This is a genomic window from Nocardia sp. NBC_01388 (genome assembly GCF_045040085.1).
Classification (GTDB): Bacteria; Actinomycetota; Actinomycetes; order Mycobacteriales; family Mycobacteriaceae; genus Nocardia.
On the sequence record NZ_CP109553.1, the window covers coordinates 3,564,411 to 3,585,799 of the forward strand.

General features: G+C 66.2%; 21 protein-coding genes. 4 read left to right on the forward strand and 17 right to left on the reverse strand.

The genetic code is table 11. The features are described 5' to 3' along the window. Positions 1-7: 7 nt before the first annotated feature. A complete protein-coding gene (locus OG716_RS17600; protein WP_405138644.1) occupies positions 8-883 on the reverse strand; it encodes an HpcH/HpaI aldolase/citrate lyase family protein in 876 nt (291 codons plus the stop codon). Between the two features lie 55 nt (positions 884-938). On the opposite strand from OG716_RS17600, the gene OG716_RS17605 reads away from it, so the two are divergent. Then, positions 939-2,096, forward strand: a complete 1,158-nt coding sequence (locus OG716_RS17605) for an acyl-CoA dehydrogenase family protein (RefSeq protein WP_405138645.1) — start codon at positions 939-941, stop codon at positions 2,094-2,096. Positions 2,097-2,157: 61 nt separating this feature from the next. Here the strand turns inward: OG716_RS17605 and OG716_RS17610 are convergent, their stop codons facing one another. Genes OG716_RS17610 through OG716_RS17625 form a run of 4 tightly spaced genes read right to left on the reverse strand, consistent with a single transcriptional unit; the run spans position 2,158 to position 6,312 of the window. Next, entirely contained in the window at positions 2,158-3,465 is a 1,308-nt protein-coding gene (locus tag OG716_RS17610; protein ID WP_405138646.1) for a phytoene desaturase family protein, read from the reverse strand. A 15-nt stretch (positions 3,466-3,480) separates the two neighbouring features. Next, positions 3,481-4,344 (reverse strand): SDR family oxidoreductase, encoded by an 864-nt coding sequence (locus OG716_RS17615; protein WP_405138647.1) that lies wholly within the window; start codon positions 4,342-4,344, stop codon positions 3,481-3,483. Positions 4,345-4,366: 22 nt separating this feature from the next. After that, the gene (locus OG716_RS17620; protein ID WP_405138648.1) at positions 4,367-5,527 is read right to left on the reverse strand and encodes an acyl-CoA dehydrogenase family protein; all 1,161 of its coding nucleotides are present in this window, start codon (positions 5,525-5,527) and stop codon (positions 4,367-4,369) included. Positions 5,528-5,535: 8 nt separating this feature from the next. Continuing rightward, entirely contained in the window at positions 5,536-6,312 is a 777-nt protein-coding gene (locus OG716_RS17625; protein ID WP_405138649.1) for an enoyl-CoA hydratase/isomerase family protein, read from the reverse strand. 76 nt (positions 6,313-6,388) lie between these two features. Between OG716_RS17625 and OG716_RS17630 the strand changes: the two genes are divergently transcribed. After that, on the forward strand, positions 6,389-7,246 hold the full coding sequence (locus OG716_RS17630) for a hypothetical protein (protein WP_405138650.1): 858 nt from the start codon (positions 6,389-6,391) through the stop codon (positions 7,244-7,246). A 120-nt stretch (positions 7,247-7,366) separates the two neighbouring features. Here the strand turns inward: OG716_RS17630 and OG716_RS17635 are convergent, their stop codons facing one another. After that, on the reverse strand, positions 7,367-7,780 hold the full coding sequence (locus OG716_RS17635) for a hypothetical protein (RefSeq protein ID WP_405138651.1): 414 nt from the start codon (positions 7,778-7,780) through the stop codon (positions 7,367-7,369). 256 nt (positions 7,781-8,036) lie between these two features. Here OG716_RS17635 and OG716_RS17640 point away from each other — a divergent pair, with 256 nt between their 5' ends. Next, positions 8,037-8,699: a class I SAM-dependent methyltransferase gene (locus OG716_RS17640; RefSeq protein WP_405138652.1), complete on the forward strand. Its 663-nt coding sequence runs from the start codon at positions 8,037-8,039 to the stop codon at positions 8,697-8,699. Between the two features lie 45 nt (positions 8,700-8,744). On the opposite strand, the gene OG716_RS17645 is transcribed toward OG716_RS17640, so the two are convergent. Then, complete coding sequence (locus OG716_RS17645; RefSeq protein WP_405138653.1) at positions 8,745-9,221, reverse strand: MarR family winged helix-turn-helix transcriptional regulator; 477 nt, start codon at positions 9,219-9,221, stop codon at positions 8,745-8,747. 69 nt (positions 9,222-9,290) lie between these two features. Between OG716_RS17645 and OG716_RS17650 the strand changes: the two genes are divergently transcribed. Next, positions 9,291-10,220, forward strand: coding sequence for an alpha/beta hydrolase (locus OG716_RS17650; RefSeq protein WP_405138654.1), 930 nt, complete (start codon positions 9,291-9,293; stop codon positions 10,218-10,220). A gap of 38 nt (positions 10,221-10,258) precedes the next feature. On the opposite strand, the gene OG716_RS17655 is transcribed toward OG716_RS17650, so the two are convergent. The 10 genes from OG716_RS17655 to OG716_RS17700 are packed head-to-tail and all read right to left on the reverse strand — an operon-like array spanning position 10,259 to position 21,380. Beyond that, complete coding sequence (locus tag OG716_RS17655; RefSeq protein ID WP_405138655.1) at positions 10,259-11,452, reverse strand: acetyl-CoA acetyltransferase; 1,194 nt, start codon at positions 11,450-11,452, stop codon at positions 10,259-10,261. Next, positions 11,449-12,810, reverse strand: a complete 1,362-nt coding sequence (locus OG716_RS17660; protein ID WP_405138656.1) for an OB-fold domain-containing protein — start codon at positions 12,808-12,810, stop codon at positions 11,449-11,451. Before OG716_RS17660 ends, OG716_RS17655 begins: the two co-directional genes overlap by 4 nt. Beyond that, positions 12,810-14,006: an acetyl-CoA C-acetyltransferase gene (locus OG716_RS17665; RefSeq protein ID WP_405138657.1), complete on the reverse strand. Its 1,197-nt coding sequence runs from the start codon at positions 14,004-14,006 to the stop codon at positions 12,810-12,812. Before OG716_RS17665 ends, OG716_RS17660 begins: the two co-directional genes overlap by 1 nt. A gap of 28 nt (positions 14,007-14,034) precedes the next feature. After that, the gene (locus OG716_RS17670) at positions 14,035-15,264 is read right to left on the reverse strand and encodes an acetyl-CoA hydrolase/transferase family protein (protein ID WP_405138658.1); all 1,230 of its coding nucleotides are present in this window, start codon (positions 15,262-15,264) and stop codon (positions 14,035-14,037) included. After that, on the reverse strand, positions 15,261-15,473 hold the full coding sequence (locus OG716_RS17675; protein WP_405138659.1) for a hypothetical protein: 213 nt from the start codon (positions 15,471-15,473) through the stop codon (positions 15,261-15,263). Before OG716_RS17675 ends, OG716_RS17670 begins: the two co-directional genes overlap by 4 nt. Position 15,474: 1 nt before the next feature. Continuing rightward, positions 15,475-15,987, reverse strand: coding sequence for an aromatic-ring-hydroxylating dioxygenase subunit beta (locus OG716_RS17680; protein WP_405138660.1), 513 nt, complete (start codon positions 15,985-15,987; stop codon positions 15,475-15,477). Further along, positions 15,987-17,249 (reverse strand): Rieske 2Fe-2S domain-containing protein, encoded by a 1,263-nt coding sequence (locus OG716_RS17685; protein WP_405138661.1) that lies wholly within the window; start codon positions 17,247-17,249, stop codon positions 15,987-15,989. The genes OG716_RS17680 and OG716_RS17685 overlap by 1 nt, the downstream gene beginning before the upstream one ends. Beyond that, entirely contained in the window at positions 17,246-18,937 is a 1,692-nt protein-coding gene (locus OG716_RS17690) for an AMP-binding protein (RefSeq protein WP_405138662.1), read from the reverse strand. Before OG716_RS17690 ends, OG716_RS17685 begins: the two co-directional genes overlap by 4 nt. Positions 18,938-18,942: 5 nt before the next feature. Continuing rightward, positions 18,943-20,577 (reverse strand): class I adenylate-forming enzyme family protein, encoded by a 1,635-nt coding sequence (locus OG716_RS17695; protein ID WP_405138663.1) that lies wholly within the window; start codon positions 20,575-20,577, stop codon positions 18,943-18,945. A 14-nt stretch (positions 20,578-20,591) separates the two neighbouring features. Further along, a complete protein-coding gene (locus tag OG716_RS17700; RefSeq protein ID WP_405138664.1) occupies positions 20,592-21,380 on the reverse strand; it encodes an enoyl-CoA hydratase/isomerase family protein in 789 nt (262 codons plus the stop codon). Positions 21,381-21,389: the final 9 nt, after the last annotated feature.

A 21,389-nucleotide genomic window follows, 5' to 3' on the forward strand; every position in this document is an offset into this window, starting at 1 on the left:
GCGGCTTTCACGCCGAGCCGAGCCGTTCGCCGGCGCGGGCGAGCAGGCGTCGCGCCGAAACCGCCAGCGCTTCGTCGATCATTCGCCCGTCGAGCGCTATGGCCCCACGGTTGGTCGTCCGCGCCGCGGCGAGGGCATCGACGGTGGCGCGCGCCTGCGCGACCTCCCCTGCGCTCGGCGTGAAAACAGCTGTGACGGTCTCGATCTGGCGCGGGTGAATGACCCATTTACCGTCGAAGCCGAGAGCCGCCGCATGTTCCGCGGATTCGCGGAGCTCATCGTCATCAGCGACGCCGAGGTAGGGCCCGTCGAGGGCGGCCAGGTCTGCGGAGCGGGCGGCAGTCAACACCGCATCCTGGGCATAGAGCCATCGGTGTGCCCGCTGTGCGGTCGCGCGGCCGAGGGAGGCACCGAGGTCGGCGTATCCGAGCACCAGTGCACCGGTCCGATCCGAGGTCGCGGCGATCTCCCGCACATTGGCCAGTCCGGTCGCGCTTTCGATCAGCACCAGTACCGCCAGCGGAGTCGTTCGACCGGATAGCGCCTCGGCGCCGGAGAGCAGGCGATCGAGGAATTCCAGGTCACCGGGATACTCCACTTTCGGCAGCATGATCGCGTCCGGTCCGCCGGGCACAGCGCAGGCCAGAACATCCTGATGACACCACGGCGTACCGACCGCATTGACTCGCACGATTGTCGGCCTCGCACCGGCGATATCGGCGACAGCGTGGCGGGCGGTGTCCTTATCCCCCGGCGCGACCGCGTCCTCCAGGTCGATCAGCACCGCATCGGCATTCGCCGCCCTCGCCTTTGCGATCAGGGCGGGCCGGGAGGCGGGAACCGACACCAGACAGCGGATCGCCTGCCACTCGCTGCTTTGCATGGTACATATTTTAATCTATATTAAAGTAAATAGTCCAGGTGCTGGAGGGACAACGGTGTCAAGCCTTTCCGATGACGAACAGATCGTCGTCAAGACCGTCCGCGAATTCGTCGACCGGGAGGTCCGGCCGGTTGTCCACGATCTCGAGAAGAACAACACCTACCCCGAGGCACTCATCGAGCAGATGAAACAGCTGGGAATCTACGGGCTGGCGGTGCCGGAATCCTATGGCGGAGCACCGGTTTCGATGCCCTGCTATGTCGGGGTGACCGAGGAGCTGGCACGCGGCTGGATGAGCCTGGCCGGCGCGATGGGCGGTCACACCGTGGTGGCGAAGCTGCTGCTGGCCTTCGGGACCGAGGAGCAGAAGCAGCGCTATCTGCCCGCGATGGCGACCGGCGAGGTCCGCGCGACCATGGCGCTCACCGAACCCGGCGGCGGGTCCGATCTGCAGGCCATGACAACGGTGGCGCGCCGGGAGGGCGAGGACTACGTCATCTCCGGCGCCAAGACCTGGATCAGCAATGCCCGGCATTCGAAACTGATTGCGCTGCTGTGCAAGACGGACCCGAAGGCACAGCCGCGCCATCAGGGTGTCAGCATCCTGCTCATCGAACACGGCCCGGGTCTCACCGTCTCGCGGGACCTGCCGAAGCTCGGCTACAAGGGTGTCGAGAGCTGCGAGCTGTCCTTCGACGGCTACCACACACCCCTGGATTCGGTGCTCGGCAGTGTGGAGGGCCAGGGTTTCGCCCAAATGATGAAGGGCCTCGAAACGGGCCGCATCCAAGTCGCCTCCCGCGCACTGGGTGTCGCGCAGGCGGCCTTCGACGACGCCCTGCGGTACGCACAGGATCGCCAGTCCTTCGGCAAGCCGATCTGGAAGCACCAGTCGATCGGCAACTACCTCGCCGATATGGCGACAAAGCTTACGGCCGCAAGGCAATTGGTACTGCACGCCGCCGATCGCTTCGAATCCGGCGCCCGCTGCGATATGGAAGCGGGCATGGCCAAACTGTTCGCCTCCGAGGTGGCCATGGAGATCGCCCTCGACGCGGTCCGCATCCACGGCGGCTACGGCTACTCCACCGAATACGACGTGGAACGCTACTTCCGCGACGCACCCCTGATGATCGTCGGCGAGGGCACCAACGAGATCCAGCGCAATGTGATCGTCAATCAACTCATCAGCCGCGGCGGCCTGCCGCACTGAGCAAGGCTTCGCGCGCTCAGCAAAGAGCCCCTGGTCCGGTTGGGCCAGGGGCTCTTTCAGATCAGCTCACTGTCACCGGGTGAGCGTCGCGGATCTTGTCCACGACGATCTTCGCCGTCTCGGCGCAGGCGGTGGTGCCGCCATTGGCGTATTCCTTGACCGCGTCACCGACATTCCAGAGATTGGCGATCGGGGTGTCGTGGGGGAGGTCGAAACCGGCGACCGCGCGCTGGGGCGGCCAGCCGTCGCGGGTGACATTGATCGAGAGGATGCGGGCCTCGTCGAAGCCTTCGATCTCATCGCGCAGATCCTGCAGTAGCAGTTCGGTTTCCGAGGCCTCGTCGAAGTCGCCGACGGCGGGTTTCGGGACCGCGGTGCCCTGGTAGAGGTACCAGCCCTCGGGGGACATCTCCGGGCACAGCTCGCTGAAATTCGCTACGTAGCACAGCCTTCGGGTCTGGGCGAAGCTGAGCAATCCCGGGGACTGCACCAGTTTGCGCTGGGCGGCGAAGTTCACCGAGATCATGCCGCAGGGGTTGTTGCCCGTCTCCACGGTTTCGACGTACTCGGCCGGAAGGTTGGCCCGGCCGACAAGATCGAGGGTGGCGAAGGGGCCGATATCGCTGACCGTGAAACGGCTGGAGATCTCGACGGTTTCGCCTGCCCGCTCGACAACGGCGCCGGAGATCACGCCGCCGGTGAGTGTCAGCGACTTGACCTCACTGCCGAGCCAGATCGCGCCGCCATTGCTTTCGATGACCTCGGCCAGCGATTTCCAGACGCCGATGGTGCCGTCGGGACTGAAGCCGAATTTCTTGAATGCGCTCTTGCGGGTGAAGTAGGTGAGGAACACCCGGGCGGGCAGTTCCTCGGAGCCGACCGCGAATACCGAGCCGCACATATTGCGGAAGATGCCGTGCACGGCTTCGTTCCTGGTGTACTTGGCAACCCATGCGGCCGTAGACAATTCGGCCTCGGGCAGGCCGCTGTCATTGCGCGCGGCGCCTAGGCCCTTGACCAGTTTCGCGCCCTGACGGGTCAGTTTGGACAGCAGGAAGCCCCAGCCGCCGCCGGTGACGTCGACATCCTTGCCGCCGATGCGGTAGAGAATCGGCGGTTCGGGGCGGCGGATATCGAATTTCGCGCCGACCTCGTCGAAGGTCTCCTCGGTAATTCCGTCGAGTTCGATCACGATGGCGCCGTTATTGACCTTGAAGCCATCGATCTCATCCGTGGAGGCACGGCCGCCGACCTTGTCCAGTCGCTCGACGACCAGCGTCTTGTAGCCCAGGTGCGTCAGCCGTGCCGCGGCGAAGAGTCCACCCGCGCCCGCGCCGACAACCAGTGCATCCCAATTGTTTTCGGTCATGTGAAGTCCTCCGGCTCAGCCGAGCGGGTTGATGCCGAGCTCCGCGCCCGACATATCGGTGATCTCGCCCCACTGCGCGGCGACCTCGTCGATGCTCGGCGGCGCGGTGAACACCGCGCCCTTGTTCTGGAACTGCGCGACCCGCTGCACGCGCCCGCCGCCGGCAACGACAACCGTTGCGGTGTCCGAGCATTCATCGCTCATCAGATATCCGACGACTCCGGCGACGTATGCGGGCGGCAGCTTGTCCAGCATCTCCTTGGGCGCGATATCCTCGGTCATGCGCGTGGCCGCCAGCGGCGCAACGGCATTCGCGAGAATATTGTTTCTGGCGCCCTCGATCGCGAGCGTATTGATCAGTCCGACCAGACCGAGCTTGGCGGCCCCGTAGTTGGCCTGACCGAAGTTGCCGAACAGACCGCTGGTCGAGGTGGCCATCACGACGCGGCCGTGGTTCTGCTCACGGAAGTACGGCCATGCGGCCCGCGTGACGAAGTACGCGCCCCAAAGGTGTACGCGCTGCACCGATTCCCAGTTCTCGGTGGTCATCTTGGCGAACGAGCCATCCCGCAGGATGCCCGCGTTGTTGACCACCCCGTGCACGGTCCCGAAGGCGTCGACCGCCGTCTTGATCAGCGCGGCCGCCCCCTCCTCGGTCGCGATGCTGTCGTAGTTCGCGACGGCGGTCCCACCCGCGGCGCGAATCTCCTCGACGACGGTATCGGCCATCGAATGACCGGCGCCCGAGCCGTCGCGGGCGCCGCCCAGGTCGTTCACCACGACCAGCGCGCCCTCCCGCGCCAGTAGCAGGGCGTACTCGCGGCCGAGTCCGCCCCCGGCTCCCGTGACGACGATGACACGATCGGTTACTCCGGGCATTGTTCTTGTCTCCCTTGCTGAATCAGTAGGACGCGGGCAGTTTCAGGCTGGTCTGCGCGACAAAATTGAGGACCATCTCCCGGCTGACCGGCGCGGTTTTGAGCAGGCGCGCGGAGAACCAGAGTTCGGCCAGGCCGTACTCCTTGGACAGGCCATTGCCGCCGTGGGTCTGGATCGATTGATCGAGCGCCCGCAGCGAGGCGTCCGCGGCGGCGAGCTTGGCGATATTGGCGGCTTCGGCGGCGGGTTGTCCGGCATCGAACAGTTCGGCCGCGCGATAGGTCGCCAGCCGGGCGAGCTCCACGGCGATGTGCGCCTCGGCCAGCGGATGCGAAATGCCCTGGTGCGCACCGATGGGCGTATTCCACACCTTGCGGTCGCGAGCGTAGGCGACGGCCTTGGTGATGGCGAAGCGGCCGATGCCATTGCTGATGCCCGCCGCGAGAATACGTTCCGGGTTCAGCCCGGCGAAGACCTGGCGTAAACCGTTGCCCGCCTTGCCGATCAAAGCCTCGGGTCCCACCCGGACCTCGTCCAGGAAGACGGTGAACTGCCCGTCCGGCGAGACCACCGCGGTCGGCAGCGGCTGCAGGGTCAGGCCGGGAGAATCGGCAGGCACCACGAACATCGACAGCGGTGAGCGGGAATCGCCGACGAATTCCTGATCGCGCGCGACGATCAGCACCGCGTCCGCCTCGTCGATGGCCGAGATGAAGTACTTGCCACCGGAAATCAGCCAGCCTGCACCGTCGCGCCGGGCGGTGGTGCTGACATTGTGGCTGTTGGAGCCGGCATCCGGCTCGGTGAGTCCGAAGGCCATCTTCTTCGTGCCGTCGGCAATGCCCGGAAGCCACTGGGATTTCATCTCCGCCGAACCGTGCGCGGCGAGAATCGAACCGCAGATCGCGGGCGAGATGACCGTCAGCAGCAGTGGAATACCGTGCGCGGCAAGCTCTTCGATGACGATCAGCAGCTCGGACATCCCCGCGCCGCCGCCACCGTATTCTTCGGGCAGATGCATGCCCAGCAGTCCGGCCTGACCGAGATCAGCCCAGAGCTCGTCGACCTTGCCCTGTGCGCGAGATCGCTCCAGAAAGTACTCCTGGCCGTATTTGGCCGCGATCTTGCCCGCGCTCTCGCGCAGTAGTTTGTGCTCGTCGGAATCGACGACGAATGCGGACACGATTGTGCTCACTTTCCGGTGAAGGTCGGCTGCGCTTTGGCGAGGAAGCTGTTGATGGCGGCCGGGGCGTCGGCGGTCCGGGCAATGCGGCGCAGCGCGGCCGTCTCCTCCGAGAGTGCCTGATCGAGATTGGTGGTCCAGGAGTTGTGCAGCAGGCGGCGCATTTCGCCGTAGCCGCGGGTCGCACCGGCGGCGAGCCTGCGCACCACCGCTTCCGCCTCGTCGGCGAGCCGGTCGGCGGGCACGACCCGATTGATCAGCCCCCAGTCGGCGGCGGTCTCGGCATCGACGACGCGATCTTCGAACAGCATTTCGGTGGCGCGCCGGATTCCGATGAATTTCGGTAGGTACCAGGTGTTTCCAGAGTCGGCGGTAATGCCGATCCGGCCGAATCCGGTGGCGAATTTCGTACCCGCGGCGGCGAGGGCGATATCGGCCGGGTACAGCAGGGCGAGCGCACCACCGGCACACGCGCCGTGTACCGCGGTGACGATCGGCACCTCGACGCGGGCGAGGATTCGGATGGCGTCGTGCATGAGCAGCGCCATCCGGGCGAGCGTGTCCGGCAGGTTCGCCGCACCCTCGGCGAACGCGCCGATATCGCCGCCGACGCTGAACGTGGGCCCATTGCCGGTGATCAGCACCCCGCGCAGACTCTCGTCACCGGCAATGACTGTCGCCACCTCCAGCAGAGCCTCCCCCATCTCCTTGTTCAAGGCGTTGCGGGCCTGTGGGCGGTCCAGCCGAACGTATCCGATGCCGTCCTGCACGTCGTACGAGATCACACTCGCTCCCTCCGATTCGAATTTAATATAGATTAAACAAAACCGCAGGGTCAAGGTAGGAGAGGATCGAGGAATCATGAGCGGACTGAAGAGCTATCTCGCGCACTGGCAGCCGGACCCCGTCGTCGAGCACGACGACATGTCCGCGCGAGAGTCCGCGCGCTTCGCCGCACTCCTCGACCTCCCCGCAGCGCCGACTCCACTCCCCCCGCTGTGGCATTGGTTCCACTTCCTCGACTGGCCCGCACAGCGCGAACTCGGCGCGGACGGACACCCGTCGAATCGCGGCTTCCTGCCGCCGATTCCGGACCGGCGGCGCATGTTCGCGGGCGGACGCCTGCAAATCACCCAACCACTGGACATCGGACAACCGGCCGAACGCATCTCACGGGTATCGAAAGTCACTGTCAAACAAGGAAAGTCCGGCGAACTCGCCTTCGTGACAATCCGCACGGACTACACCCAGGCAGGCACCCCACGCCTGACCGAAGAACAGGACCTGGTCTACCGCAGCGGCCCCGGCACACGCCGCCGTTTCCCCACCACCACCCCCGCCCCGCAACCCTCCACGGCCCCTTGGCAATCCGAGCCCGATCTCTCCCCCACCCTCCTGTTCCGCTTCAGCGCCCTGACAGCCAACGCCCACCGCATCCACTACGACGAGCCCTACGCCCGCGAAACCGAGGGCTACCCCGCCCTCGTCGTACACGGCCCACTCCTGATCCTGCTACTCCTGGAACTGGTCCGAAAACACAAGCCGCACCGCCGAATCCAATCCCTGACTTACCGCCTCCAGCACCCGGTATTCCTGTGCAATCAACTGCTGTTGTCCGGCAATATGACCGGACCCGACTCCGCATCCCTCACCGCGTGCGCCACCGGCGACGCCCACAATGCCGTCGCGGACATCCAGTTCGCACCACACCACCCCTGAGCCGAATTCGACCGAGTCCGCAGTAACCCCGGTTCAGATGTAGGAGCTGAGAGGGCGAAACGGCGTTGCTTGGGTCATCGTCCTGTAACGCAACACTTTCAAGAGGGGCCGGGATCGGGTTCAATGCCGTCGTCGGGGTGGAAGAGTACGCGGTGGACCACCACCTCGGCGCTGATCTGCGCGATCGGCAGGCCCCGCGGCCAGCGCGTAGCCGACCAGTCGCGCATAGGCGGTGGTGATATCGGCGCCCAATTGTGCGGCGATCAGCCCCGTGGCCTGATGAATCTCCCGGGTCGACTGCGCCGGCTCCCACCACGACCCCAGCCGATAGCTGTCATTGATGGCGTGTGTGAAGACGTCGATCGTATCGGCGCGGTGTTGCTCGGGCGAGACCGGCCGCAGATCCGTTGTGGCCGAATGCAATAGGGTGCTAATCAGTTCGGCGACCTGCACCGCGGCGGCGAACCCGGCCTTGTCCAGCATGGCGGGGGCTTCGGCGTAGAGGTCCAGTGTCCCGGCCCGGATCGCCGCCAATTGCAGTGGAAACGCGAAGACCCCCGCTACCCCGCGATGAAAGCGCTACCGACGTCTACATTCAGCATCATTGTCCACGCCGCCAAGAAGCTGTGACGCCGAACAGCATTCACGGAGGGCGTCCGTCTCGCCTACCCATTCCGCCGTAGCCGTGAAATCGAATGCTGAAATTCTATCGCCACACGCCTGCGGCGAAAAGCATTTCCGGCGGCGGCGGGGTTGACCTCAACCATGGTTGAGGGGACACAGTAGAGGTATGACTAGGCCTGCTGAGTTCTGGGATTCCGTCTACGACAGTGGCGTCGCACCGTGGGTGATCGGCGAGCCGCAGCCCGCGGTCGTCGAGTTGGAGCGGGCGGGGTGGATACGGGGGCGGGTGCTCGATCCGGGCACGGGCGCCGGGGAGCACACGATCTTGTTGACGCGCTTGGGATATGACGTGCGGGGCGTCGATCTGGCGCCGAGCGCGGTGGAGTGGGCGCGCCGCAATGCCGCGGAACAGGGTGTGCCACAGGCTCGTTTCGATGTCGCGGACGCATTGCACCTGAGCGAGGCGCCGACTCTCGCCGACGACGGCGCGCCCGAATTCGACACCATCCTCGACAGCGCCCTCTTCCACATCTTCGGAACCGACCCCGATGCCCGGGCCGAGTACGTCCGCAGCCTGCACGCCGTATGCCGCCCCGGCGGCTTGCTGCACGTACTGGCACTGTCGGACAGCGAGCCCGGCTTCGGTCCCCGCATCAGCGATTCGGTGATTCGCGAATCCTTCACGGAGGGCTGGGAACTGGAGGATCTGCACCCGGCGCGATACCGCGGTCGCGTCACAGATTCGGTTGCCGAGGCGGCAGCCCACCTGGAACAGCACAACGGCCGGGTCGACGTCGCCGCCTGGCTGGCCCGCGTCCGCCGCGTCTAGGGCAGACAGCGAAGTCGGCACGTTTACACGCGCTGGGAAAACGTCTCAGCCTGTCGGCGTGCCGATCTGGTCGCGTTCCAGGCCGGAACGCAATGTCGAGAGGGCTTGTGCGGCGGCCGCCAGCGGGGATGCCTCGAGGGTGCCTGCGAGCAATTCGGCCAGGCGGGCGGTGAAGGTCGCTTCCGCTGCGTCCACCAGGTGCAGGCCGTCGGCGGTCAGGGCCAGCAGGGATGAGCGGCGGTCCGACGGGTTCGGCTGCCGGACAACCCATCCCTGCCGTTCCAGACGGTCGATGCCCTTGCTGGTCGCCCCGATGCCGATGGCGAATTCCACGGCGACGTCCGCGACGCGGGCTGCGGGGTGGTCGCGCAGGTAGCGCAGGAATTCATATTGCGAGGTGACGATCCCGTGCCGCTCGCGGAGAGCGTCGTTGAGGGCGTTGTACAGACGCGTCTCGCAGCGGACCAGGTCGGAGAAGAACCCCATGAGGTCGACGGTCTCACCGCTTGATTTAGATGCCACGGCATGTATTCTACATTACATGCCACAGAATATAGTTCCATGGAAGGCACTTGCGGTAGGAGTGAAGATATGAGCAAGGAACAGCGCGCGAAGATCGACGCGATGCTGCGGCAGCCCCGGCCCGAGGGGGCCCGGCCGGTCGAGGTGATCCGCGCCGAATTCGAGGCGCAGATGGCCGAGATGATCGTCCCGGACGGCCTGCGCACCACGCAGACGACGCTCGGCGACCGGCCCGCCCTGCACGTCGAGCCGCGCGGCGGCGCGCGCAGTGCGACGATCCTGTATTTGCACGGCGGCGGCTGGGTGTTCGGCTCCCCGCGGGCGGCGCTGTCGCTGACGGGAAATCTCGTGGCCAAGACCGGTTTCGGGGCGTTCTCACTGGACTATCGGCTGGCCCCCGAGCACCCGTTCCCGGCCGCGATCGACGACGCACTCGCCGCCTACCGCGCCCTCCTCGACGAAGGGCAGGACCCTGCCACGATCGCGTTCGCCGGTGAGTCCGCCGGCGGTGGGCTCACCGTCACCACCTGTCTCGCCGCCCGCGACGCCGGTCTCCCGATGCCCGCCGCGATCGTGGCATTCTCGCCGGGCCTCGACGCCACCCGGACGGGCGCGAGCATGGACACCAAGGCAGAGCTCGACCCGCTGCTCAGCAGTGCAAGCATGGAATACACCGGAAGCATGTACCGCGCAGGCGCAGATCCGCATCAGCCCCTGCTCAGCCCGGCAGTCCTGGCCGATCTGACCGGCTTTCCCCCGATGCTGATCCAGGTCGGCACCAATGAAATCCTGCTGGACGACTCGACGCGCCTGGCCGCGCGGGCGAGTGCTGCCGGAGTCGACGTCATCCTGGACATCACGGCCGATGTACCCCATGTGTTCCAGTCCTTCGCCGGCGTCCTCGACGAGGCCGACCACGCACTGGACCGCGCAGCCCTGTTCCTCACCCAGCACGTCCACGTTCCCGAGAGAGCCTTTGTGTCAGCAGCAAAGGGCTGACATCGCTGTTGTCCGCGGTTCAGTGTTTGCGCAGGGCGTCAGCCGAGTTCCGAGCCGACGACCGAGACGAAGGAGACGCAGGCGCCGGGGCGGCCACCGAGGTTGTGGGTCAGGGCAAGTCGTGGATCGGCGAGTTGACGCTCTCCGGCGGCGCCCTGGAATTGCAGCCAGCATTCGTAGAGCATGCGCAGGCCGCTGGCGCCCACGGGGTGGCCGAAGGATTTGAGGCCACCGTCGGGATTGACGGGGAGGCGGCCGGTCAGGTCGAAATCGCCTGCGAGGCTGTCTTTCCAGGCTCGGCCCGGGTCTGTGAAGCCGAGGTCTTCCATCAGGATCAGCTCGGTCGGGGTGAAGCAGTCGTGCACCTCGGCGAAGGACAGTTCGGTGCGCGGATCGGCAATACCGGCCTGGGCGTACGCGTCCGAGGCGGAGGCGACCACCTCGGGGAAGGTGGTGTAGTCGTACTCCGGATCGACCGCGCCGAGTCCCGCCCCCGCGGTGAGGGACAGGCCCTTCACGTAGAGCGGAGTGTCGGTGTAGTCGAGGGCATCCTCGGCACGCACGATGACCGCGCAGGCCGCGCCGTCGGAGACGCCCGAGCAGTCGAACACTCCCAGACGTCCGGCGACCAGCGGGGCGCGCGCGATCTTCTCCTTGGAGACCTCGGAACGGAACTGGGCCTTGGGATTTCGCGCACCGTTGTGGTGGTTCTTCCACGCGACATGGGTCATCGCCTCGCGCATGGCGGCAGGATCGACGCCGTACTTCGCGCAGTAGGCGGGGTCCAGGAGAGAGAAGGCGGCCGGAGCGGTCAAGGACAGTTCTGCGGCGGTTCCATCGCTGGGCGGATCACCGCGCAGCAGACCGGAAAACCCAGAGTCCTTGAGCTTTTCGACGCCGATGGCGACCACGCGATCGTAGGCGCCGGAAGCGACCGCGTAGCAGGCATTGCGGAAGGCTTCCGAGCCGCTGGCGCAGTAGTTTTCGACGCGAGTGACCGGAATGTTGGTCAGTCCGAGTGACTTGCTGACGGTGAGTCCGCTCTGGCCGGTGGCCAGGGTGCCGAGCCAGTAGGCGTCGATCCCCCGGCGGTCCAGTCTCGGGTTGCCGTCGAAGCAGTCGGCCATGACATCGACGAGCAGATCGTCCGCCGAACTCTCCCAGCGTTCGCCGAATCGGGTGCAGCCCATGCCGACAATGGCGACCTTGTCCCGAATCCCGTTGCTGCTCACATCACTCGCGCTTTCCAGAAGTAGTTGTGCACTCCCCCGGCACTGTGCAGCCGCCGGAACACCGTCTCCACGCGTGCGCCGACCGCAAGCCGGTCCGCGCCGCCGTCGGCGATCTCCAGGGTGCAGCGGCCGCCGTCCTCGAAATCGACGACGGCTTCGACAACCGGTGGGGCCGGAGAATAGGCGAGACGGTCCACGGTGAAGGTGGCGACCGTCGCCTGGCGATACGCCATGGATACGGCGGTCAGCTCGTCGATCGCACCGCACCGCTTACAGATTCGGGCAGGTGGCAGCTGCACCAGATCGCATGCGGCGCAGCGACTGCCGGTGAGGGAGTACTTCCAGCGAACCGCGCGAGCCGACGGTGGTGCGGCGACCCGGCCGGGTTCCGGGCGGCGCGGTTGTTCGCGATCGAGAATGCCCCGCCAGACGAGATAGGTCGGGTACGGCACGGGCGTACCGGCAGCGAGCTGATCCGCCACCGAAATCCGCTGCCTGCCTTCGGATATTCGATCGGTGACACGCAACACCCACGCATCACAGCCATCAGCGGCCGAGACCAGCAGCACCGTCTCGCCGGGTTCGGCGATATCCAGGGTCGCCGCCAGTGCTACACCGATATCCGCGGCGCCCGCGTGACCGATCGGAGAGTTCGCGGTGCTGAGCTTGCCCGGCAGCGCGAAGGCGGCACGCTTGGCCACCGCGAGGTTCGGTGACACCAGCACGACGTGGTCGGCCTCGGTGATACCGGCTTCCGCCAGCACAGCCGACACTGCCCGGCCGATCAGCGGCTGATACTGCTCGACGCCGAAGCGCTCTTCCCACTGGATTCCGGTCTGCGCCAGCGGATCACGCCAGCGGTCCAGGAACTCCGCGGTCATGCTGGATTCGGCGATGATCTCGGCGATCGGGTCCGGTCCGAACAGGAACGCGGCGGCGCCGTCACCACCGCCGCGTTCATCGGCGGAGCCGGGGCGCCCGACCCGCACATCGGCGAGCACCGCGAGCCCGCCCGAGGCGGCAGCGGCCCGCAGTGCGGCCACCCCGCTGCGGGCCGAGCCGGCCAGATCGACGACGAAGCAGGACTCCGGAAGGTCCAGTGCGGCATGAATTGCCGTGGCATTGGTCTTGTCCGCGTACGCCGGTGTGGTGGTCGCGAAGTAGAGCGCAACCGCGCCGGTCCCCGCGGGCAGCGCGCTTGCGGCAGCCGCCACACCCATCGTGGTGCTGTCCTCGTCAAAGGACGCCACCACACGAGAACCCTTGCCCGCGTTGGTTCCCAGTGTCGCCCCGATATCGGCGTGCGATACCCGATGCGCGGGCAGATACGTGCCGTAAGCGGTGATCCCGTAACTCATCACGGCGCCTCGAACAGTGCGGCCATGCCCTGGCCACCGCCGACGCACATGGACTCCAATGCGTATCGCCCACCGCTCCTGCGCAATTCGTGCAGCATGGTGGTCAGAATGCGGACACCGGTCGCGCCGATGGGATGTCCGAGCGAGATACCCGAACCGTTCACATTCAGGCGGTCGATGTCATCGAAGCCCCAGCCCTTCATGACGGCGAGCACCTGAACGGCAAAGGCCTCGTTGACCTCCACCAGGTCCATGTCGTCGAAGGTGTGCCCGGTGCGCTGAAAGAGCTTGGCCACGGCGGGAACCGGGCCGATTCCCATCTCGGCGGGCTCGCAGCCGGCCGCCGCCCAGCCGACCAGATAGCCGAGCGGTTCCAGCCCCAGCTCGTCGAGCTTATCCTCGGCGACCACCAGACAGGCCGCGGCCGCATCGTTCTGCTGACTCGAATTGCCCGCTGTCACTGTGCCCTCCGGCATGACGGTGCGCAGCCGAGCCAGGGTGGCCGCCGTCGAGTCGGCGCGCACGCCCTCGTCTCGGGTGAATTCCAGGGGTTCACCCTTGCGTTGCGGCACCGATACCGGCACCACCTCATCGTCGAACTTCTTTGCCGCCCAAGCCGCAGCGGCTCGCTGATGGCTGCGCGCGGCGAACTCGTCGGCCGCCGACCGGCTGATGCTGTATCGGGACGCCAGATTCTCGGCGGTCTCGATCATCCCGCTGATCCTCCCGAACCGATCCTCGGGCTGGGAGCGTTCCCGTCCCCGTTCCAGCCGGTCGTAGAACGCGACATTGCCCGCGCGCGAGCCCCACCGCATGTCCTGGGTGTAGTACTCGATATTGCTCATACTCTCGACGCCCCCGGCCAGCACCACATCGGCTGCGCCGGTCTGCACCATCATCGCCGCGGTGATCACGGCCTGTAGGCCACCACCGCAGCGGCGGTCGACCTGGAAGCCCGGAACTTCGATGGGGAGCCCGGCCGCCAACCCCGCCCAGCGGCCGATGCAGGGGGCCTCGGAGTTGGTGTACGACTGCGCGAACGAGACATCGTCGATGCGCGCGGGATCGATGCCCGAGCGTGCCAGCACCGCCTTGATGATCAGGGCCGCCAGCTCCTCGGCGGGCATCGGCCGCAGCGCGCCGCCGAAGGTCCCGACGGGTGTGCGCAGCGGATTCACGATTGCCGCCCGCCTCATCGCGCCGACCTCGAATCCTCGAACCGGCTCAGCATGGAAACTCCTTCGCCCGCAGGGCTTCTCGATGGTCGGGGTGGGCGATCGCCAGCAGCCGTTCCCGGCGCTCGGACAGTGTGGTCCCGCGCAGATCGGCGACCCCGTATTCGGTGACGACAACGCCGGCATCGCTGCGCGCGGTGCTCACCGGGCCGGACAGCCGGCCGACAATGCGCGTCCGCGCGCCCGCCGTCGCGGGGAGAGCGACAATCGGGACCCCGCCCGCCGATCGTGCCGCACCACGCAGGAATTCGGCTCCGCCGCCGACGGCTCCCACATAGCGTCCGCCCGCGACCTCGGCATTGACCTGCCCGGTGAGATCTACCTCGATGGCCGAATTTATCGCCACGAAACGATGTTGTGCGGCAAGCCGTGCGGGATCGTGCGTGTACTCGATCGGCCGCAGCGAGACGGCCGGATTGTGGTGCGCGTGGTCGAACAGCCGTGGCGAACCGAGCAGCAGTGCGGCCACGGACACACCGCGATCGGCGGTCTTGCGGTCATTGGTGACCACACCCTTGTCGATCAGGTCGACAACGGCGTCGGTGAGTATCCCGGAGTGGATGCCGAGGTCATTGTGCTCGCCGAGCGCCCCCAGCACGGCTTCCGGCACCGAGCCGATGCCGAATTGCAGGGTGGCTCCGTCGGGGACCACTGCGGCAATGCGCTCGCCGATCGCCGTCACTTCGGGTGATGCCGGAGTGGACAGGCTCCGCACCACCGGTCGCGAGGTCCGGACCTCGATATCGATATCGCGCGCGGTGAGATACCGGGAACCCGATGTCGCCGGGGCCTGATCATTCACCTCGGCCACCACCACACGCGCGGAATCTATTGCAGCGGTGAGATAGTCATCCGCCAGCGAGAGGCTGTAGCGCCCTCGGGCATCCGGCGGTGCGCACTGGACCAGCACCACATTCGCCCGCGAGACGTATGCGGGCAATGTCGAATAGTGGCCCGGATAAATATCGAGCACCCCGGCGGCGGCCAGCGCGCGATTGCCGCCGGACCCGCAGTACCCCACGAACCGAATATGGTCCGCGTGTTCGGGGGTCACCGTATCGGCCACCGGAATTCCGAGAAAACAGGTGATTCCGCCGAACTCGGCGCGCTGGGCCAGCAGCCGTTCGGTGAGCGGCACCGGCTCCGCGCAGGCCTGACCCCACACCACGAAGTCGCCCGCGCGCACGATATCGCGAAAGTCGAGGTCCGCCACCGTCACCGCTGATCCTCACGCCAGCGATCGGCGGATGGGTCGAGCAACTGCTCCAGCCGTCCGTCCGGCAGCCAGACGATCGTCTCGAGTTCGAGAGCATCCAGATACCGCACCCGCCCCGACTTCAGATCCGTCAGCCGCAGCCGCGGACCATTGCCCTCGTGGTCGATATCGACACGGACACCGGCGAATTCGCTGCTGATCACCCCATTCATCTCAGATCAGGAATCCGAGAGTGGGCAGCGCCTCGGCATTGTTCACCAGCAGCACGGTCTTGCCGACCAGCTTGATCTCACCATCCACCAGGCGCAGCCGATACAGATACCGGCCCGCCCAGGTCACCACTCCACGCGGTTTCGACTCCAGCAGCACAAAATTCGCGCCGACACCGATATCACCGTCCACACTGCCGAGCAATTCGACATTGGAAATGGTCCGGCGCAGATTCGACGGCGGCGACTGGGCATACCGCTTGCCGGTACGCAGCTGGGCCAGGCGAGTGCTGATCCGGCGACGGTTGTCGTACATCACCGATACAGTCCGTTCCGGATCGGCGAGGGAACCGGCCACCGGCACCCAGTACAGCGCATCGTCGGTCCACAGCGCTTCCCACGCGTCGTACTGATGCTCGTCGGCGAAACGCGCTTCGCGGTACAGGAATTGCTCGATCTCACGAAGATCGATCAGGGCCGAGGAGTCGAGAGCGGGCTCGGATTCCATGGTGGTCATCACTTCTCCATGAGGGATTTGTAGTGCTGCCAGAACGCCCGCATCGCGGTCTCGTCGGTGGCGCCGCCGATGCGGAATCCGTTCTCGTCCTCGGACTCTCGCCGCACGCCGCGGCGGACGTCCAGCCATTCGGGCAGCAACTGTTCGACGCCGCGCTGATTGCGCTCGTACATTTCGGTGTCATCGGCCAGCAGCATGCCCGCCGGACCGACCGATCCGATCGACTGCGACAGCATGCGCTTGTTCAACTCCGGTGCGCCGTCGAGCTGTACGGCGGTGGAGAACTGGACGCATTCGCGCTCGGAGATCGGCTGGATATTGAAGACCTGGATCTCGGCGACAAACAGGTTCGGGAAGATCATGACGTGCGGCGCGCCCTCGATGAGGATCTCTTCGGCGGCGTCGCCGTGCTTTTCGCGCATCGTGGCCACATAGTCCGGCACCCGGGATTCGGTGGTCCCGAACCAGCGCATGGGCTCGGCGAACTTGCGGAACTCGGGGCGCAGGTCGTTCTCACTGTGCCCGTTGCCGAAGGCCCGGGTCACCGCGCTGGAATTGTCGCTGTAGAGCGGCCCGATGGTGGAGCCGGTCACCGAGAAGATCGAGCTGTGCACGAATTGCGGGTGGTAGCCGTCGGTTTCGTTCTCCGCCAGCAGTTTCCAGTTCGCGTGGGTGCGGTGTCCGAGCCAGCCGGCATCCAGGGACACCTTGCCAACGGGTGAGAGTCGCGCCAGCCGGTCGAGTTCACCGGCCGCCGCCCCGAGGTGCTCGGCGAGTGGCGGTACATCGGCATTGAAACTGCCGAAGACGAACCCGTGATAGGACTCGACTTTCGGCAGCGCACCAAGTTTGAGATCCAGCGCGCCCTTGCCGCCGTAACCCTTGTTGAACGGAACGCCCAGCAGCTCACCGGAATTGCGGTAGGTCCACCCGTGATACGGGCAGCGGAACGAGCTGGAATTACCGCTCGGCGCATCACAGACCAGATTGCCGCGGTGCGCGCAGCGGTTCACCAGCAGGTGCACCTCGCCGGTGCGGTCGCGGGTCATGATGATGTCCTGCGGGCCGATGTTCTTGCGCACGTAGTCGTTCGGCTGCGGCACCTCGCTGGTGTGCCCGACGAAGACCCAGCCGCCGTACCAGATCCGTTCCAGCTCATCGGCGAAGACTGCCGGGTCGGTGTACAGCGAGCCGTGCACGCGCTCGGGTTCGATGAGCGCGGAGTAGTCGACCCGTGGGGCCGTGAATGTTCCGACCGTCATAGTTGCTCCAATCGCTGTTTGAGCTGTGCCACCAGCTTGTACTTCTGAACCTTGCCGGTAGGCGTGGTCGGCAGTTCCGAAGCCTCCAGGAACACAACATGTTTCGGTACTTTGAATCGAGCCAGTCGCGCCTTGCACAGGGCGATCACGGCATCGGTGTCGATAAGGCTTTCCGGTGCGCGCACCACACAGGCACATCCAGCCTCGCCCCAGCGGTCATCGGGAATGCCGACGGCGTAGGCCTGACTGATCTCTGGGTGCGCGGTGAGCAGTTCCTCGATCTCCTTGGGCATCACCAGTTCGCCGCCGCTCTTGTAGAGCTCCTTGCTGCGGCCGGTGATCTCGAGATAACCGTCCGGGCGGACCCGGCCCAGATCTCCCGAGAACACCCAGCCGTCGCGCAGGCCGCGGGCGGTCTCCTCCGGCTTGTCCCAGAATCCCAGCATGCTCGTCGGGCCGTGTGACACCAGTTCGCCCTCTGCGCCCTCGGGCAATACCTCACCGGTCGCCGGATCGACGGTGCGGTACCACACCAGCATGCCGTCGGAGAGTCCAGCTGCCCCAGCCGATTTCGGTGTGCCCACGGTGGTCGCGGTGAGTTCGAAGGAATCCTCGGGCCGGGTCAGCGTCATGGCGCCCCCGCATTCGGTCATGCCGTAACCGGTGACGATCTCGGTCGCGCCCAATTCATCGCGCACGCGCTCCCACAGCCACACCGGGGCCGGGGCAGCGCCGGACAGCACCGCCGACAGCGAGGACAGATCGTAGGCGTGCCGGTCCGGATGCTCCAGAATCGCGACGGTCATGGTCGGCACGCAGAGGATGTCGTCGGCCCGATGTGCCTCGATACCGGCCAGATACCGCACCGGATCGAACGCGGCCTGCATGATCACCGCACCGCCGACCATCATCGCCGCGATCAGGCCTTCGACATAGCCGAACATGTGATAGCAGGGTAGCGAGAACAGGATTCGCCGCCCATCACCGAATGCCCGCGTCAGCGCCGAGGCGTAGCCGGTGCGCAGGACCGCGTCATGGGTGATCAGGACGCCCTTCGGCGATCCGGTGGTACCGGAGGTATAGAGAATATCGCCCACTCCGGTCGGGTCCACCGAAATACCCTGAGCAGCACTGGCATTCCCGATACCGAGTGATTCGAGGTCCGACAGCGTGCGCACCCCGGCCCGGATATTGCCGTTCGCCGGGACCTGGATCACCGTGCGCAGCAACGGCAATTGCTCGGTCACACCGGTTTCCCAGCCGGGTGCGATGGTATCGAGCATGCCTGGGTAATCGAGTGTGGCGAATCCGGTCATGGTGATCAATACCCGGGCCTGCGACTGCGCGAGTACATACGCCAATTCCTCGGTGCGATAGAGGAAGTTCATCGGGATGGCTACCGCACCGGCCAGTGCGATGGCGAACTTCACCGGAACGAACTCCGGATAGTTGGCCATCAACACACCCACGTGCTCGCCCGGCCGCACCCCGAGCGCGACCAGGCCATCGGCCAGGCGGGCAGCCCATTCCGCGGTTTCGCGGTAGGTGAGGGTGCGGTCGTCGGTAATGACAAGCGGGCGGTCACTGTACTGAGCCGCACACGTGCCGAGCCAATCCCCCAGCGATGACGGCTGCCACTCGGGAAACCGTTCGATCAGCTGTTGCCGTCGAGCGTCGAGACTGTCCATGCCGCTCACCCGATCTCGTCGACGGATGCGGCGAGAATGGCCTCGCGCAGCTTGAATTTCTGGATCTTGCCCGACGGTGTTGTCGGCAGTTCGGTGGTGACGAACCAGCGGCGCGGTGTCTTGAACGGCGCGAGCCGCGCACTCAGATGCGCCTTCACCGAATCGACCAGATCGTCGGGTTGCTTCCCGCGCACCACCAGCACCGCGGCGGGGGTCTCACCCCATCTGTCGTGCGGCACGCCGACCACGGCGGCCTGCTGCACCGCGTCATGTTCTACCAGTCGTGATTCCACCTCGGCCGGCGCGATGTTCTCACCACCGCTGATGATCATGTCCTTGAGCCGTCCGGTCACCGTGACGAAGCCCCGGCTGTCCATCGATCCCAGATCTCCCGTATGCAGCCAGCCCTCGGCGTCGACGATCGCGGCGGTGGCATCCGGGTCCCGGAAGTACTCGATCATCTGCTGATAGCCGCGCGCACAGATCTCGCCCTCCGCGCCCAGCGGCGCGACTCCGGTGCCGTCGCTGCCCGCAATCTTGGCCTCCACCTGGCCGATCGGACGCCCGACGGTCGCCAACTGGTCCTCGATGGAATCCGACTTGCGCGTCAATGTCAGGACTGGCGCGAGCTCGGTCTGACCGAACAGATTGTGCACCGCGGCGCCGAACACCCGCGCCGCGCCCTCGATCAATACGCGCGGGACATTGGCGGCGCCACCGACAATGCTCGCGAATTGCGGTGCGGTGTCCTCATTTCCGCGCACCGTCTCCAACAGCGCGGCGAGCACCGTCGGAACGAAGAAGAGCACCTCGGCCCGCTCCTGCCGTGACCACTCCAATACCGCTGCCGGGGTGAATGTTTCGACCAGCAGCGTGGTCCCCGCCCTCCAGACCGGACCCAGCGTGCCGATCACGCAGGCGGCGGTGTGGAACATCGGCAGTGGATTGACGAAGACCGATCCCTCGGCGATCTCGGCCGCCTCCATGGTCATTCTAGCGACATTGACCAGCGAACGATGGCGCAGCAGCACACCTTTCGGATTTCCGGTGGTGCCCGAGGTGTACTGCAGCATCACCGGTGCGTCCGGATCACTTGCCCAACGCCCGAATTCGGCACCGGCAAGGTGCGGGGACTGCCACCGCTCGCGCTCGGACAGACTGATCAGCTGCTCCACGCCAGGCACCTCGGCGACGGCCGCCTTCGCGACACCCGCCATGTCGTAGCCCTTGCTCCCTTCGGCGTGGATCAGTACCTTCGCGCCGGAATGACGCAGCGCGTAGGCGAGTTCGCCCTGCCGGAAGGCCGGATTGATCGCGACGAGCACGCGCCCCGACAGAGCCGCGCCGAATTCGATGACCGGCCATTCCGCGACATTGGGCGCCCACAGGGCCACGAAGTCACCGGGGTCGGTCATGGTCGTGAGCGCGGCCGCGACGCGCAGCGCCTCGTCGTACAACTCGGAATAGGTGAATCGGCGCGGTTCCGTCGTATCGTGCGGGGTGCCGACCAGGGCGATGGTATCGCCGTGATGCGCGGCCCGGTCGGCGAGCAGGGAGCCGACGGTGTGATCGGACAGCGGCACGCTATCGTCACGCGCCCAATACGATTCGATGAGGTTGCGTTCTGCCACAGAGGTCATAGGCGGGCTTCCATCTACTTCCCGCGAAACGCGGGGATTCGCTTCTCATGGAACGCCGAGACTCCCTCGGCGAAATCTTCGGTGTCGAACAGCCGCACCTGGGCGTCGACCTCGTGCTCCAGCACCGCGAGCGGGTCGCCGGGCCAGCGGGCCAGTAGCGATTTCAACGCGGCGATCGCCAATGGTGGTGCGGCAGCGATGCGTTCGGCGTCGGCGAGTGCGCATTCCAGTGCGGTTCCGGAGGGAACAACCACATCGGACAGGCCGAGCGTCGCGGCCTCGGCACCGGACAGCCGGGTCGGCAACAGCATCAGCTGCCGGGCCTTCGCAGGTCCGACCCGGGCCGGGAGCGAGGCGAAAATGCCCATATCCCCGGCCAATCCGACGCCGGTGAAAGCGGTGCTGAATATCGCGTCCTCGGCGGCGATCACTCGATCGCAGGCCAGGGCCAGTGAGACCCCGGCGCCGAACGCGGACCCTTCGACGGCCGCGATCACCGGTGTGCCGCCCTGCCAGATCGCACGGACCACCCGCTGCGCGGCCTGCGCACGCGGGCGGGCTTCGGACTCGTCCATCCGGCGCATGGTCGAAATATCGCCGCCCGCACAGAATGCCGAGCCCGCACCGGTCAATACGATCGCACGGACGGTCGCATCAGCCGTTGCCTCTTCGAGCCGATCGGCGAGAGCGTGACGAAGTGGAATATCGATGGCATTGCGCCGGTGCGGGCGGTTCAGCGTGATGATGCGGACCGCGCCGACGTCCTCGGTCAAGACCGGCGATTCGGCAGTGTGCTCAGTCATATTGTCGGA